Source organism: Streptomyces sp. NPDC004327, assembly GCF_042873935.1.
Classification (GTDB): Bacteria; Actinomycetota; Actinomycetes; order Streptomycetales; family Streptomycetaceae; genus Streptomyces.
In genome coordinates this window covers 671,680-686,332 of the sequence record NZ_JBIAME010000002.1, presented here as the reverse complement: position 1 = coordinate 686,332, position 14,653 = coordinate 671,680, and the positions used below count along the sequence as shown (strand labels likewise).

Genomic DNA, 14,653 nt, shown 5'->3' with positions numbered 1-14,653 from the left:
GCCACTGCTCGCGGCTGCCGTGGCAAACCGTGCCGGACTGCCGTCATCCCCCGTCATCGATGTCAGTTGTGGATGTCGGCTGTCGGCGGCCTGCGAACGGCCGGTGATAGTCCGAGGCCTCCCCGATCGGGGGATAGTCCCTGCCGAACATGACGTAGACGGGGAACTCGGGGTCCCCGACCTCCAGGTTCAGAAAGATGTCCACGTCGTGGTTCGCGAACCGGTGCAGGTACTGGATGAAGAGCTTCAGCTCGTCGTCCGACAGACGCTCGTCGTGCCGCTCCTTGTGCATGTCGCCCCCCCGCTAACGGTTGATCGGAATCTCGTAGACGATCTCGCACAGGGCGGCGGGGACGACGATGTCCGCCGTCTCGACGGGCTGCCCCTGGTCGCTGTAGTACGTCCGCCGGATGTGGGTGACGAGAGCGGCCTTCTGGATCCCGAGCAGTGACGCCTCTTCGGCGGTCGCCTGCCGCGGCTCTGGCTGCTCGACGGCATGGCTGACGGTGATGCCGATCTGAGCCATCCGGTTCGCGACGCCGGCCCCGGCGTGCGGCCCGCCCTCGGGAAGGACGACAAGGGTCCCGCCGGTGAGGTCGTACGGCTCCCAGCTTGTCGACAACTGCACAGGCCGACCGTCGGCAAGGAACTCGTACACGGTCCGGACGCACAGCTCGCCGTCACCGATACCGAGCCGTCCGGCGATCTCCGCCGGCGCCGGAACCTTGGCCTCGGTCCGGCTCTCCCAGTCCCCCTGCTTACCCAAGGCCTTCATGTCGGCCCGGAACGGCGAACCGCCGCCCTGCTCACGCGCTGACGAGCGAACCACACGCACACGCTGACGGGGCTCCGCGACGTATGTTCCGGATCCCGCCCGCCCCTCCAGGACCCCTTGGGAGATCAGCAGCTCCTGCGCCCGACGGATGACGTTCTCGCCGACGCCGCACTCCTGTCCGATCTGGGCACGCGAGGGAAGACGGTCTCCGGGCTCCCACTCGTGCTCCGCGATCCTCCGCCGGAGTTCGTCAGCGATGCGGAGATACGGCGGCTGCTGCTCAGGCATATGGAAAATCTAGTCCACTAGCTCTAATCTAGTTAACTAGCTTCACGCAACGTGATCCCCTGGCGACGGAGGCTCTCCTGTGCCCGCTTCGGCAGCAAGCGCAGAGGACATCGCCGCCCGGCTGTCCGCCCTCGGACTCACCACGCGCGTGGAGGAGCAGGCCCGTCACACGTCGATCGAAGCGGAGGTGCCGGAATCGCTCCCCGCCGAGACATGGCGGGAGGCCTTGGAAGTGGTGGCGGAGGCCGACCGATTCGGGCTCCAGGCCAGCAGCTTGAACGGCCGCACCTTATGGGCCGCCGTACGCAGAACGGTCCCCGCGACGGGCGATGTCCGGGGACCTGGCCATCAGCGATAGGAGCTGATCAGCGTGTTGAACCGTATCCGCCACGCAGTCGGACGCACCAGAGTGCGCCCCTTAAGGCCGCCGCACTTCGTGTCGCAGGAGGTCAACTGATGCCCACGCAAGCCACCCCCTACCGATCGAGCTCGTGTCGGATCGGCACGCACCACGAGTGCGCGCAGTCCTCACCCTCCCTGGCGCCGGTCGGCGTCCCCGTGATCTACGAGGCGTGTGACTGCCCCTGCCACCCGACGGCCGACCGGGAAGCGCCGAAGGAGGCGACCCCATGAGGAGCTGGGCGCCGAGCGGCGCGCTGGCCTCCAACGTCGAAATCACCTCGGCCAACGTCCAGCGGGGCGACGTCATCCAGATCGGCGGCCAGCCGTGCCGCGTGGCCGACCTCATTCAGCTGCCCGGCGGGGCGAAGCGTCTCCTCTTCGAATCGGGCGAACTGCTGACCATGCACTCCCGAACCCGGCTCATCGCCCTACGGATGCAGAGAGTTGGTGATCAGCTCCGTGGCTTCTCGCCGTCACGTCATCGCCGATGACCTCAGGGCCAAAATCTCAACCGGGCGCATCAAACCCGGCGACCGCCTCCCCTCCGAAGCCCAACTCGCCGCCTGCTACACGGTCAGCACGCCGACCCTACGGAGCGCCCTCGCGCTCCTCCAGGCCGAAGGCCTCGTCGAAAAGGTCCACGGCAAGGGCAACTTCGTCCGTCCCCCTCTTCGCAGGATCACGTACCTCGGCGGCGGCCCGACACTGCCGACTCCGGGCTTGCAGATCAGCGTCCGCACCACCAAAATCCGGGCGCGCGGCCACCTGTCCGTCTTGCTGCGGGTGCCGGCTGGCAGTCCCCTCACCGAATTCCAGTGCCTGAGTCACGACGGAACCTCGCCGCACAGCCTGTCCCGCGTCTACATCCCCCGCGATCTGGCGCCGGCTGTCGTACCCGACGAGTCGACCTGGCCCACAACCGTGGCGACGCCACTGGCCGAGGTCGAGGAGAGACTCTGCGCTCGCCTCCCCACCCCGGTAGAAGCAGCAACCCTCCGAATCAGCCCGACCCTCGCCGTTCTGGCGATCACCCGCGTAGCGACCGACACCGCCGGCCGCGTCGTCGAGGCCGCGCTCCTGGCCCTCCCCGGCGACCGCGCGGAAGCCGTCTTCACCACCCACCACACGCCCGAAGGCAGAAGGGCCGAAGGATGACGCCCCACAACGAGCTCCGGCTCCTCCCATGGTCGGGCCCCGATGGCAAGCCCTGCTTCCTGAGCACCGACGGCACCGGCGGCCCCTTGTCCCGTCTGGCCGACCGCGCCGAAGCCGCCCAACTCGACATCGCCGCCGAGCTCCTGGAGCACGCCCGAGAGGTACTCGCCGACGAGTCGTCGGCCCCGGAAGAACTCCGTCTCGTGGCGTCAGACCTCGCCGGCGCCCTGCGAGACGCACTCCGCGTAGCCTCAAGCCGCGGCCACCGCCTCCCGACGCCGGGCACCTCCGACCACGGAGACTGCAACGAGGTCCCCCACCTGCCGGCAGGCGCCTTCGGCTAACAGCCACGCGCCACAACGACACGAAGCCCCGGGCCAACGCCCGGGGCTTCGCGCACACGGCTCCGGAGGCCGCGTGAATTCTGCACATTGTTACTGTTCAGGGGCCTGCGAGGCCTCGGTGACGCTCCCGCCACCCGCAAATAGGCCGCGCGAGACCTCAATGCCCCCGCCGCGATCATCCTGGTCCCTGCAGCCAGGTCCTCAGCGTGGCGGACGCTTGGGTGGAACAGGCCCCGGGATTACGTCCTTCCCGAGATGCTCCTTGATCAGGTACTTGAGCTCCGGCCCTTCGATGAGTTGGAGCCGGCCGTGCTGGCGGGCGAAGTCGTGGCTGGCCCTACCAAACCAAGAGGTAGTGATGAGGATGCCCTTGGCGGCACGCTTGTGCTCCACGACGCCAGCCAGCGCCTGGACAGCCTCGACACCGACGAGCTTGCCGTAGCGCTTGGCCTGGATGATGCACTCGCCGTTGAAGACTGGGTCCTTACTCACCGCTACCGCATCAACGCCCTCATCCTTCGAAGGCTGGGTGTTCCACGCCTCCATGCCGATCGCTTCGAAGAGTTGGCGGATGAGGTGCTCGAATTCGGTCGGGGTCAGCTTGACCAGTACGGGCCTGCTGTCGAGATCTGCTACCACGTCCATGCTGTCCATGAGGCGGTACTTAGACAGATCGAACTCGATGATGGGCCGGATCGGTTCGAGGTCGTAGGGATTGGGTGATACCAGCGCATTCAGGCCCTTGAGGCAAGCGGCCGGGTCAACCTGGCTAAGGCGCAGCTTCCCGAACTGTTCCCTGCTGGCACTGAGGGTGACCAGACAAGGTGAAACTTCCTGCCCAGTAGCTCGGTCGATGGTCTTGACGTGACCGTTTAGGGTGACGCCGTTGACTACTCGGTCCGGATCGCTGGCCAGGATCTCGTAGACCGTCCTCAGAGCGACCTGTGCCAGGACGGACGAGTAGATCTCCTTGCGTTCCTTCTCCGGACGAGGCACCACAGTCATTTCGTCTCGACTCTTTACGTACCTGTACTCGCGTGCGGCGGGAACGATCGACTCCGGCGGCAGTTGAATTTCGACGAGGACGTCGCCCGTAGCGGGGCGAAAGGCGATCCGATGCTCGCGCGGAAATCCCATCGGGTATGTCGATGCGTCAAGGACGGCCCCCACGTGATCTTCCACTGCCGCAGGATCACCGGCACGGTACGCCTCACGCTCCTCGTCCAACTGGTTGTTGAAGGCAGCGACATCCTCAGCGGCACGCTCCTCGGCCCGGCGGTGCTCCGCGCGCTTCTTCTCCAGCGTCTCCCGGCGCTTCTCCTCTGCTTGCGTGTGCCGCTCCTGCGCTTCGTCGAATCGCTTGCGAGCCTCAGCGACTTCTGTCTCGTGTCGCCTCCTGCCAAGGCCCAGGACGGCAGCAAGGCCGCTGGGCTCTGGGGGTGCGAAATCCTCCCAGCGCGGTGAAGGCTCCGCACGAGACCAAGAACGTTCATCTAACGCTGTCGGCGTGTGGGCCCTTCGCCGGCGTTCGAAGGTTGTGGGCGGGTCACCTACCAGAGCATTACGAAGCAACTGCCCGAGTTGCTCAACCTCGTGCTCGACACCAACTGTCTGCACTCTCGCCTGCTCTGCCTGCTGCTCCTGGTACGCGACCTTCCGCTCACGCTCCTTCCGTTTGCTGGCAGCCTCAGCAGCCTTGCGCGCCCGCTCCGCCTTGCGATCCTGTTGCTCCTGCGCCCGCAGCAAAGCCTGCTGCTGCCGCTGATAGTCGTTGCCTCGGCTGCTACCCCGCTGCACCACCTGATAGCCCTCCCCTGGCTTGATCCCCAGAACGACATTCCCCGCTCACCTCGCAGAATCACGCCCCGGAGACTTGCTCTCACGTTGGCGTGGCACCCCCACAGTGGGAGTGCTTCCAGACAGCTCCCCCGCAGCTACATGCCCCACGAGCCGGAAGCAGAAAAGAAGTCAAGCCCATCGTGACATTCAGCGTTGAGCTGGTGCGTTAATCTATCGCGGGGTGATGTTGTAGTGATTCGAGTAAACGCGCAACTTCTTCATGATGTACGCCGCGATCGAAGCCGCTTTGCAGTGAGCATCACTCAAGTGATGGAATTCTAGATTCAATTCTCGATCACCGAGAAGGATTACGGCGTCAGCATAGGTGTCCTGATCGCCCAGATCCACCTCGAATCGGCCAGAGCTGGCCGCGAATTCTGGGACATTCTTCTCCGCCAGGGCGCAGATTGACTGATTAATCACCTTATGACGCCGCGCCGAAGAGCCTTGAATGTACGAGAAAGACGCCAAGACGGAATCCGACGTCTTCCCCTTTGTTGTTGACGTAAGTTCATTCATCCCCGATCCGCTGATGAATTTACAGAAGTCTGTACTCCGGAAGGTAGTGTCCGCGTTTGTCGTGCTTTTAGTCATCCCCTTTTCTCGGATTGCATCCCTCATGTCTTCCGGTCCATATTCGGAGATTGAATACACCACGGAACTTGGGGTCATGGTGGTCAGTTTTGCCCGGAAGAGTGAAATGACGTAGGCCAAGTGGTGCTGTGGAGAGTTATTCCGCTCCTGCCACCATTTGCCAGCTTCTGACCGGGGCGAGTATCCGACGAGCTCTTCAGCCTTGAGGATCATGGTCCCGGCCCGGCGAAGGCGATTCGCTTCGCCCACCACGGCACTGGTTGAGGTTACTACGAAGAGGATCTCAGGTAGGTCCTGGGCGATCTGTACCATGTCGACGCGATTGGCAATGCCATCACGGACGGAACCGAGGAAGTCACCGACTGCTTCGTTCGATTCGACCGCCTCGGCGATGTATTTTTCGCTCATCCCTAGGTCTTCGAGGCGCTGGTCAAGCTGAATGAACAGTCGTTCCAGGACATCATGCCAGGCGCTCTTTGGCGGGCCCGAAATGGTAACGTCTGCACTCGCCGGCGTCAGTGAACTCCCGCCGACAGTCCTGGCCATTTCAATAAGCTCCCCCTTCCATTCTTCGCTTGTCGTGGGCCAGCACACAATGATGTCGGCGCGCTCGCGGAGGAATTGATTCAGTGAGGCCATGAACTGGCGTAGGCCGACTGTGTCATCCGATGCCTCTCGGCCATCCATTAGCACAAGCAGCGACTTCTTTGTTCTTGGTGGAGTGTTGGTCGTGAGCCATTCGCTTACTTCGCGGAGTGGGACAGTCGCTGGCACGGCGATGACCTGCTCGAAGCGATCCGACAGGTTGATTGAGGCCGACCAAACGGATGTCGTCTTGCCGCAACCGCTTGCGCCACTCAAAAAAGAAAGGACTCCGCCACCCTGGATTTCCGTGGTGCGGCGGAGAATCTCAAACTGCTTCATGTCATCCGGGACGCGGACGATCAATGGCGTCGAACTGAACCGGTCATCACCCAAGATGTGTTCGAACCGGGTTGGAATCTTGACAGTCACGTTGTTCCCCCTGCCCTGGCCATGCACGCGCGATCTTGCTGAGAGGATACGCAGAAGGCGGGCATGGCGGAGCTGCTTTGGCTGGTGTCCTGTTCGAGCTGGAGGCGAGCACGATCAGGGGGCAGTACTGCGGCGAAGCCTCTGCCTCTTGGCCTGCTGGGAGACGACTGGACGACACGCTCATCAGCCACAATGAGGCCGGTACCGACGCGGAGCGACCACACCGGCCGGCGCCACATCGCGGCAGCAGCTGCTCCCCACACGCCCATTCCCGGTGGTGTGTTCGCCTCACGCACCCGTCATCCGTGACGGCGGGGGTACGGCGCCTGGCCCTACTCAGGCCCGGTGGTCGGCTGGCCATGCGCAAGAGGCAACCCCTCCTCCGCCGCTGGCCGTCTTTGGGGCGCCCATCTTGGCCGCAGTCGGCGGCGCTCCCGGCCACGCATGCCATGTGGCGGTTGCCGTGCCTGAACGGCGCTGCGGCGCAACCCATCAAACCTGAGCCGTAGGCGTGCGGTCGGCGGCCGGGCTGGAGCGGGGCGCAGACAGGAGCGCAGGCCCGGGCGACGGGCCGCGCGCGCCGCGCCGTGCGCGGCGGGTGCCTTGATGAAGTAGAGAAAGTCTTACCGCGCTGCCCTCAGAGGGCGATCGGCTTGTAGGCCAGGGCCCTGTCGACGATCTTCTCGGCGGTCAGTTCCGGATCGAAGTCCCAGAAGATGTAGTCGCTGACGTGCGGGCAAGCCAGGCCCCGTTGGAGGGTGGCCATGATCTCGGACGACTCTTCCTCAGACGCCTCTGCGTTCATCAGGCGCTCGACGAGAGGAATCGCTTCCTCGCGAGTCATCCGATCAGCTGGCGGCCGTCGTGGCTTCGGACGTGGGGGCCGTTTCCGTCGAGTGCGTCCAGGAGCCGGATCGCGTAGACCTCTGCCATCCGCTCCTCGACCTCGGCCGGCGTCAGCCAGTCGACCGCGGTCGACTCCTCCGAGAGCCGCTCGGTGCCGCCGGACGGCTTGCAGCGGAAGACCAGGGCGACGATGCCTCGCGTCGTGTTCTTGTAGACGCCGGTCAGCTCGTCCACGTCCACGTGGATGCCTGTCTCCTCCAGGACCTCGCGGGCTACGCCCGCTTCTGGTGCCTCGGTGAGTTCGAGGACTCCGCCCGGGAGCTCCCACGTGCCGTTGTCCGCTCGGCGGATCGCCAGGAGGCGCCCGTCTTCGCGCACTACCGCTCCGGCCACGGACACCGAGTGGAGTGGCGTTGACTTTGTTCCCGCGCTCCCGTTACTCATGTACAGGAGCATAGGAGAGTGGGTAGGACTGTGGGAACTCCAGCAGGAGCCGGCAAGGCCGTACCTCGGTACGTGCAGATCGCGGACGACATCGTCCAGCAGATCCGGTCCGGCGCACTGAAGGCCGGCGACATGGTGCCCAGTGAGTCTGAGCTCGTTGAGCGGTACGGGGTCGCCGGCGGGACGATCCGTAAGGCCATGGTGGAGGTACGGGCCAGTGGGCTCGTCGAGACCCGGCACGGCAAGGGCTCGATCGTGAAGGATCGGCCTCCCGTACGGCTCCGCTCCTCCGACCGCTTCCGGGCCTCGCATCGCCGCGGCGGCAAGGCTGCCTACCTCGCGGAGTCCGCGCAGTCCGGAGCCACGGCCAAGGTGAGCGTCCTCTACATCGGGCCAATGGAGGCGCCGGCGGACATCGCCGTACGGCTCGGTGTCGACGCGGGGACTCAGGTGCTCGCGCGGCGTCGGCTGTACTTCCGGAACGGGACGCCCGTCGAGACCGCCTCGTCGTACCTGCCGTGGGACGTGGTGAAGGACATCCCCGAGCTGTTCGCCGAGAACCCGGGCCCTGGTGGCATCTACGCCCGGCTCGAAGACCACGGCCACTCCTTCGCCGAGTTCGTGGAGACGCTTCAGGCTCGGCCGGCCGCTAAGGCGGAGGCATCCGAGCTAGCGCTGAGCCCTGGGGCGCCCGTCATCCACCTGCTGCGGGATGCCGTCACGAAGAAGGGGCGGGTCGTGGAGGTCTGCGACACGCTCATGGCTGCTGACCAGTTCGTCTTCCAGTACCGGATCCCCGCGACCGACTGACGCTCGCTCAACTTCCCTCAACCCGCTGCGGTTTCTTTTCGTGGCGGGTTGACTCATGTACAGGAGTGGTGCACTCTTCTTCATGTCACTCCTATACAGGAGTGAAGGAGCTAAGCCTCTATAGAGGAGTGATCCACTGTGCGTCAGATCCCCGTCGACACGTCCGCCGCGATGGTGATGGTGGCCCAGCCTCCGGCCCCGAAGATCGCGAACCGCCAGACCGGCGAGATCGCCACCGACCGCGACACCGGCGCCCCGCTGATGACGGTCGACGTCATGTTCGTCATGGACGGCAACGCCGAAATCCTGAACCTGACCGTGCCCAAGACCGGCATCTCCGAGGAGCTCGCGATGGGCACCCCGGTCGCCCTGACCGGCGTCGTCGCCCGGCCGTGGGAGAACGAGTTCAACGGTCAGAAGCGCCACGGCATCAGCTTCCGCGCCGTCGCCGTCACCTCGCTCGCCGCCGCGAAGGTCGGCTGACCCATGACCGCTTTAACGGTCACCCTCGCGCTGGTCGCCACGGTCGCCCTGCTTCTGCGGTGGCAGCGTCCGGCCTGGTACTGGATGAGCTTCGGCGTCGTCTTCGCGGTGGTGCGGATCCTCGCCCGGTACTCGTCGGTCATGGACGCATGTGGGCTGACCGTCCCGCCCTCGCGCTGGCGCCTGGCGCTGGCCCGGATGACCGGCCGGCCCATGCCGGAGTCGCGGGCGCCCCGGATCCTGCGGCTGCGGCCGACGCGTACGGGACTGGTCCTGCGGGTGAAGTTGCGGCCCGGTCAGGACGCGTTCGACTTCTCGGCCGCCTCGGACCGGCTTCGGCACTCGTTCGTCATGCAGAACGTCACGGCCCGGGAGATCCGCTCGGGTGTGGTGGAACTGCGGATGACCGGCTACGACGTCCTCAAGCGGGTGCAGATGCCGGCGGCTGCCCGTGGCGGGGTGATGCGGGTACCGGTCGCCATGCGGGAGGACGGAGAGGTCTACTTCCGCGACTACCGCCAGACCCCGCACGCGCTGAACATCGGTGCCACCCAGTCCGGCAAGTCCGTCTATCAACGCAACCTCGTCGCCGCGCTCGCCGCGCTGGATGTCGCTCTGGTCGGGATCGACTGCAAGCAGGGCGTTGAACTCGCTCCGCTCGCCCGGCGGTTCACCGCCCTGGCCGACAACCCCGACGCCGCCGCCGACCTCCTCGACGCGCTCGTCGAGCACATGGAGGAGGTCTATCAACTGATCCGCCGCGAGCAGAGGTTGAGCGCGGATCTGCCGGACGCGGAGATCACCTCCGACATCTGGGACCTGCCCGACCACCTGCGACCGACCCCGATCGTGCTCCTTGTCGATGAGGTCGCCGAACTCGCCCTCTACGCCACGAAGGAGCAAGAGAAGCGGCGCGACCGGATCATCACTGCCCTGGTCCGGCTCTCCCAGCTCGGCCGCGCCGCCGGCATCTACCTGGAGATCTGCGGGCAGCGCTTCGGCTCGGAGCTCGGCAAGGGCATCACCATGCTCCGAGCCCAGCTCACCGGCCGCACCGCACACCGCGTCAACGACGAGACCAGCGCCAACATGGCCTTCGGCGACATCGCCCCGGACGCCGTGCTCGCCACGATCCAGATCCGCACAGACCGCCCCGGCACCGCCGTCGCCGGCGACTCCTCCGGTGGCTGGGTCCGCATCCGCACTCCCCACCTCACGCTCCGGCGAGCCGTGAACATCGCGAACTCCCACGCCCACCGCACCCCGGAGATCCCCGCGCTGGACGCCTTCCGGCCCGTGCTGCCGCCTCTGGGTAAAACCGCGGCGCCGTCGACCGTCACGGCTCCCGCGATCGCCTGAGTCCCCTCGCTCCACGGTCGGCGTGACCGCTTCGCGCCAGGTCCCTACCCCGCCCATGCCCGAAACCGGAAGGAGGACCCGCGATGCGTCCCATGCGACGACCGGACGCAGTCCTCGTACAAGCCGTGATCGCCGGCGCCCTGTCCTTCGCTCACCTTCACGACCTGGCCGCGGCTGCCGGGCAGACCGGCTGGAAGGCGTGGGCCTACCCGGTCTCCGTGGATCTGCTGCTCGTCGCCGCCTGGCACCGGCTGCGGACCTCGCGGGCCGCCGGTGTGCCTGCCCGCTCGGCCTGGACGTGGTTCACGGTCGCCCTGGCCGCGTCGCTCGGCGCGAACGTCGCCACCGCCGGCCTCCTCGACCTCGGTCACGTACCCGCCTGGCTGCGCATCCTCGTCGCGGGCTGGCCCGCCCTCGCGTTCCTCGGCGGCACCCTCCTCGTCCACTCGCCCTCCGTGGCGGCGGTCGAGCCCGCTCCCGAACCGCCGCTGCCGTCCGTCGATCCGGTACCTGCGCCCGAGCCGACACCTGAACCGACACCGGTACCGGAATCAACCGCCGTCGCCGTGCCGCCCGCCCTGGTTGCCCACGCCCGCAAGATCGCCGACGACCACCGGACCCGTACTGGCTCTCCGATCGACGCCGACACCCTGCGCACTCGCCTCGGTGTCCCGCCCCTGATGGCCGACGCCATCGCCGCCCAGCTCGCCTGAAGGGAGAGCTCCTCATGGCCGCTCGTGACCACTTCCACTCCGTGATGCGGATCGGTCCGGTGCACATCGGCACCCACCGCGACCGCCACGGCCGCACCAAGTACGCCGCCGTGTGCGCATCCGACGGCTGCGGCTGGTCCGCGGAGTACTCCAGCTCCTCGGCCGCCCAGCTCGCCGCCCGCACCCACCGCTGCAAGCCCCGCTGACCGCGAAGACCTCGAAGGAGATCCGCGTCATGGAAGTCCCGCTCTGGCTCGCCCTGATCGTCGTCGGCGGTCTTGGCATCAAGCTCATCCGCCCGCCCTGGTGGCTCGTCGCAGTGATCCTCCTCGGCGGCTACCTCCTCGCAGACAGCGTCCTTGCCCCGCTCATCGACAGCACGATCAACAAGTAGGGAGAACCGTCATGTTCCGGCCGCGCATCCCGGTAAACCCGCTCCCGACCGGCATCGTCACCCCGCTCGTCCAGCCGACCGTCACCGGCGCCATCGAGCCCCACCCCACCGCCCACGCTGCGGTCTGCAACCACCACCACGCCCCGGCCCCCGCTCCGGTCCCGGCGCAGTCCTCCGCCCTGCGCCTCACCCCGGCCGGACTCGCTGTGGCCGTCGCCGGTGGCGCCGGAGCCGTCCTCGTCGTCGGCGCGGTCCTGGTCTCCATGCTGCTCGCCGTCGCCATCACCGCGGCGTCGGTCGCCGTCTGCGCCGTCGTTCTGCGCTCGCTCCTCAACGGCCAGCACCGGGACCGCTAGTCGGGCCTCCGGGCAGCTCAACCGCCAAGTCTCCGCCGCCCGGAAGCCCCGCTCCTGCCCAGTTCGCAGAACCAGAAGGAACCGCCCCATGATGACCGCTCCGGCCGCCTCGTCGGCGGGATTGGACACCGCCACCCTGAGCGACATGCTCCGGGTGGCCGGGTCCCCCGGCTTCGACCGCTGGCGCGAGCAGATCCACCGCACCGGAGGCTGCTCCCACCCCATCCACCTCACCGGCTGGACCCTCACCCGCGACAAGACCACCGGCGAGACCCTCCACCGGTACTCCACCGAAACCGAACCGGGCGCTCGCCTCCGGATCGCCTGCGGCAACCGCCGGGCCTCCCGCTGCCCCGCCTGCGCCTGGACCTACGCGGGCGACACGTACCACCTCATCCGCGCCGGCCTCGCCGGAGACAGCGCCCGGGAAATCCCCGCCGCCGTCCGCGATCACCCCCGCGTCTTCCTCACCCTCACCGCCCCCTCCTTTGGCCCGGTCCACAACCGCCCCGGCACCCGGCCCTGTCGCTGCGGCGTCCGCCACGCCGAGGACGACGCCGCCCTCGGCACGCCGCTCGACCCCGACTCGTACGACTACGCCGCCGCCGTCCTCTTCAACAACCACGCCGGGCAGCTCTGGCAGCGATTCACGAACCGCCTCCGCCGGGAGATCGCCGCCACGGCCGGCCTCTCGCAGAGGGAGCTGAAGGCCGTCGCCCGGATCTCGTACGGGAAGGTTGCCGAGTTCCAGAAGCGCGGCGCCGTCCACTTCCACGCCGTCATCCGCATCGACGGCCCGGACGGTCCCGACTCCCCGCCGCCGTCGTGGGCGACCACCGAATGCCTCACCGACGCCATCCAGGCCGCCGCCACCCACGCGTACACAACCGTCACCGTCCCCGCCGCTGGCCATCAGCCGTTACGTCGCCTCCGCTGGGGCACGCAGCTCGACATCCGGCCCGTCAAGGCCTTCGGTGACGGCTCCGACATCACCGAGCAGGCCGTCGCCTCCTACATCGCCAAGTACGCCACCAAAGCCGCCGAGACCACCGGCAGCCTCGACCGCCGCGTCGGCAACCGTGAGGCCCTGGTCCTCCTCGGCGTCCCCGCCCACACCCGTCGCCTCGTCGAAGCCTGCTTCGACCTCGGCCCGCTCTACCCGGACCTTCGGCTCCTCGCCTGGGCCCACATGCTCGGCTTCCGGGGCCACTTCTCCACCAAATCCCGCCAGTACTCCACCACCCTGGGCAACCTCCGCCAGACCCGCGCCGACTACCGCGCCGCCCAGGAACGCACCGCCCGCGGCCTCGACGACACCGAGCCGGACACCGTCCTCGTCCTCACCTCCTGGTCCTACGTCGGTCAGGGCCACTCCCCCGGTGAGGCAGCCCTCGCCGCCTCTATCGCCAGGGACATCCAGCTCAACCGCGAAACCGCCCGCGAAGCCCTACGCGACCAACTCGCCCTGGAAGGAGCAACCACATGACCGGCCGACTGCTGACCGTGGGCCAGGCCGCCGAACTCCTCGGCACCAGCGAGAGGTTTCCCCGTCGGCTCATCGCCGAGCGCCGGATCGTCTTCGTCAAGGTGGGCCGGCATGTCCGCATTCCTGAGCGGGCCTTGGAGGAATTCGTCGCCGCCCACACCGTCCAGCCGATCACCACTCGTCGACGATTCGCGGCGGTGGCCTGATGGCGAACAGCAAAGGCAAGCGTCGCCGCTTCGGTGCGGTGCGCAAGCTGCCCTCCGGACGGTTCCAGGCTCGCTATCAGGGGCCCGACGGGATAACGCGATCGGCTCCCGAGACATTCGCCTCGCAGACCGATGCCGATCGGTGGCTCGTCCGCAAGGAAGCGGAGATCCTCGACGGCAAGTGGAAGAACCCGGACGACAAGGTTCTGTTCGGGGTGTACGCCGACGCCTGGTTCAAGGAACGCGACTACGCGGCCACCACTCGCGAACGCAACGGCAGCGCGCTGCGGCTCCACATCCTGCCGACCTTCGCGGACGTGGTCCTGAGTGAGATCACCACGCCCCAGATCCGCCGTTGGCGTGCCGGCCTCCTGGAGTCGGGTGTCGGTGAGCCGACGGTCGCCAAGGCGTACCAGATCCTCCGAGCCATCATGAACACCGCGGTCGACGACGAGCTGATCCAGCGCAACCCCTGCCGCATCAAGGGCGCCGGAGCGGCCAAGACGGCTGAGCGGCCGTTCCTCGATGTCACCGAGGTCTTCCAGCTCGCGGACGCCGTGCCGGCGCGCTTCCGGGTGTTCATCCTGCTGGCAGCCTTCACCGGGCTCCGCTTCGGAGAGCTTGCCGCGCTTCAGCGCCATGACATCGACCTCGACCGACGGACCGTCGCCGTACGGCGTTCTCTGGCCGAGACGCGTACCGACGGCATCGTGGTCAAGACGCCCAAGAGCGCGGCCGGTGTGCGCACCGTCGCCTTCCCGGACTCGCTGGCGGAGAGCCTGGCCACTCATCTCGCCGTCTACGCCGAGCCGGGTCGGACCGGGCTGGTCTTCACCGGAGCCCGCGGCGGGGAGCTGCGGCGGAACAACTTCCGCCGACTGTGGCTGCGGGCCCTGAAGGACACCGGCCTCCGCGACGTCCACTTCCACGATCTGCGCCACACCGGGAACACCCTCGCCGCGACCGGCGGCGCCACGACGCGTGAGCTCATGCAGCGGATGGGGCACTCGTCGGTGCGGGCCGCGCTGATCTATCAACACCTGGTGAACGGGCGTGACCACACCATCGCCGCCCACGTCGACGAGCAGATCAGGAAGGTCCGGCCGACGGAGCCCGGCGAGGCATCTGGCACGTAACTGGCACGA

The 14,653-nt window shown here is 67.3% G+C and carries 20 protein-coding genes; 14 read left to right on the top strand and 6 right to left on the bottom strand.

Annotated elements, in window-relative coordinates; genetic code table 11:
• Window positions 1–43: 43 nt before the first annotated feature.
• Together ACFYU9_RS09160 and ACFYU9_RS09155 are read right to left on the bottom strand one after the other, a co-directional pair.
• The gene (locus ACFYU9_RS09160) at window positions 44–292 is read right to left on the bottom strand and encodes a hypothetical protein (protein ID WP_389343843.1); all 249 of its coding nucleotides are present in this window, start codon (window positions 290–292) and stop codon (window positions 44–46) included.
• A gap of 12 nt (window positions 293–304) precedes the next feature.
• Window positions 305–1,063 carry a GntR family transcriptional regulator gene (locus ACFYU9_RS09155; RefSeq protein ID WP_389343840.1) on the bottom strand — a complete coding sequence of 253 codons (759 nt, stop codon included), beginning with the start codon at window positions 1,061–1,063 and terminating at the stop codon, window positions 305–307.
• 79 nt (window positions 1,064–1,142) lie between these two features.
• Between ACFYU9_RS09155 and ACFYU9_RS09150 the strand changes: the two genes are divergently transcribed.
• The 4 genes from ACFYU9_RS09150 to ACFYU9_RS09135 all read left to right on the top strand — a co-directional run bounded on the left by ACFYU9_RS09150 (window position 1,143) and on the right by ACFYU9_RS09135 (window position 2,964).
• Window positions 1,143–1,421, top strand: coding sequence for a hypothetical protein (locus ACFYU9_RS09150; RefSeq protein WP_389343837.1), 279 nt, complete (start codon window positions 1,143–1,145; stop codon window positions 1,419–1,421).
• Window positions 1,422–1,692: 271 nt separating this feature from the next.
• Complete coding sequence (locus ACFYU9_RS09145; protein ID WP_389343834.1) at window positions 1,693–1,956, top strand: hypothetical protein; 264 nt, start codon at window positions 1,693–1,695, stop codon at window positions 1,954–1,956.
• Window positions 1,913–2,620 (top strand): GntR family transcriptional regulator, encoded by a 708-nt coding sequence (locus tag ACFYU9_RS09140; protein ID WP_389343832.1) that lies wholly within the window; start codon window positions 1,913–1,915, stop codon window positions 2,618–2,620. Before ACFYU9_RS09145 ends, ACFYU9_RS09140 begins: the two co-directional genes overlap by 44 nt.
• Window positions 2,617–2,964, top strand: a complete 348-nt coding sequence (locus ACFYU9_RS09135) for a hypothetical protein (protein ID WP_389343829.1) — start codon at window positions 2,617–2,619, stop codon at window positions 2,962–2,964. The genes ACFYU9_RS09140 and ACFYU9_RS09135 overlap by 4 nt, the downstream gene beginning before the upstream one ends.
• Before the next feature lie 201 nt (window positions 2,965–3,165).
• Here ACFYU9_RS09135 and ACFYU9_RS09130 read toward each other — a convergent pair whose 3' ends face one another.
• The 4 genes from ACFYU9_RS09130 to ACFYU9_RS09115 all read right to left on the bottom strand — a co-directional run bounded on the left by ACFYU9_RS09130 (window position 3,166) and on the right by ACFYU9_RS09115 (window position 7,713).
• Window positions 3,166–4,764, bottom strand: a complete 1,599-nt coding sequence (locus tag ACFYU9_RS09130; RefSeq protein WP_389343826.1) for a restriction endonuclease — start codon at window positions 4,762–4,764, stop codon at window positions 3,166–3,168.
• A 210-nt stretch (window positions 4,765–4,974) separates the two neighbouring features.
• Window positions 4,975–6,411, bottom strand: coding sequence for a hypothetical protein (locus tag ACFYU9_RS09125; RefSeq protein ID WP_389343823.1), 1,437 nt, complete (start codon window positions 6,409–6,411; stop codon window positions 4,975–4,977).
• Between the two features lie 637 nt (window positions 6,412–7,048).
• A complete protein-coding gene (locus ACFYU9_RS09120; protein ID WP_389343820.1) occupies window positions 7,049–7,177 on the bottom strand; it encodes a hypothetical protein in 129 nt (42 codons plus the stop codon).
• A gap of 74 nt (window positions 7,178–7,251) precedes the next feature.
• On the bottom strand, window positions 7,252–7,713 hold the full coding sequence (locus ACFYU9_RS09115; protein WP_389343817.1) for an NUDIX hydrolase: 462 nt from the start codon (window positions 7,711–7,713) through the stop codon (window positions 7,252–7,254).
• Window positions 7,714–7,773: 60 nt separating this feature from the next.
• On the opposite strand from ACFYU9_RS09115, the gene ACFYU9_RS09110 reads away from it, so the two are divergent.
• From ACFYU9_RS09110 to ACFYU9_RS09065, 10 genes are all read left to right on the top strand, one after another.
• Window positions 7,774–8,511: a GntR family transcriptional regulator gene (locus ACFYU9_RS09110; RefSeq protein ID WP_389344146.1), complete on the top strand. Its 738-nt coding sequence runs from the start codon at window positions 7,774–7,776 to the stop codon at window positions 8,509–8,511.
• A 138-nt stretch (window positions 8,512–8,649) separates the two neighbouring features.
• Complete coding sequence (locus tag ACFYU9_RS09105) at window positions 8,650–8,994, top strand: hypothetical protein (protein WP_284579341.1); 345 nt, start codon at window positions 8,650–8,652, stop codon at window positions 8,992–8,994.
• A gap of 3 nt (window positions 8,995–8,997) precedes the next feature.
• Entirely contained in the window at window positions 8,998–10,353 is a 1,356-nt protein-coding gene (locus ACFYU9_RS09100) for an FtsK/SpoIIIE domain-containing protein (protein ID WP_389343814.1), read from the top strand.
• An 83-nt stretch (window positions 10,354–10,436) separates the two neighbouring features.
• Entirely contained in the window at window positions 10,437–11,066 is a 630-nt protein-coding gene (locus ACFYU9_RS09095) for a DUF2637 domain-containing protein (protein WP_389343811.1), read from the top strand.
• Between the two features lie 14 nt (window positions 11,067–11,080).
• Entirely contained in the window at window positions 11,081–11,272 is a 192-nt protein-coding gene (locus ACFYU9_RS09090) for a mobile element transfer protein (protein WP_389343808.1), read from the top strand.
• A 29-nt stretch (window positions 11,273–11,301) separates the two neighbouring features.
• Complete coding sequence (locus ACFYU9_RS09085; RefSeq protein ID WP_389343805.1) at window positions 11,302–11,460, top strand: hypothetical protein; 159 nt, start codon at window positions 11,302–11,304, stop codon at window positions 11,458–11,460.
• 11 nt (window positions 11,461–11,471) lie between these two features.
• Window positions 11,472–11,816 (top strand): SpdD-like protein, encoded by a 345-nt coding sequence (locus tag ACFYU9_RS09080; protein ID WP_389343802.1) that lies wholly within the window; start codon window positions 11,472–11,474, stop codon window positions 11,814–11,816.
• Between the two features lie 88 nt (window positions 11,817–11,904).
• Entirely contained in the window at window positions 11,905–13,302 is a 1,398-nt protein-coding gene (gene repSA, locus ACFYU9_RS09075; protein WP_389343799.1) for a replication initiator protein RepSA, read from the top strand.
• A complete protein-coding gene (locus ACFYU9_RS09070) occupies window positions 13,299–13,508 on the top strand; it encodes an excisionase family DNA-binding protein (RefSeq protein ID WP_389343796.1) in 210 nt (69 codons plus the stop codon). Before repSA ends, ACFYU9_RS09070 begins: the two co-directional genes overlap by 4 nt.
• Window positions 13,508–14,644: a tyrosine-type recombinase/integrase gene (locus tag ACFYU9_RS09065; protein ID WP_389343793.1), complete on the top strand. Its 1,137-nt coding sequence runs from the start codon at window positions 13,508–13,510 to the stop codon at window positions 14,642–14,644. Before ACFYU9_RS09070 ends, ACFYU9_RS09065 begins: the two co-directional genes overlap by 1 nt.
• Window positions 14,645–14,653: the final 9 nt, after the last annotated feature.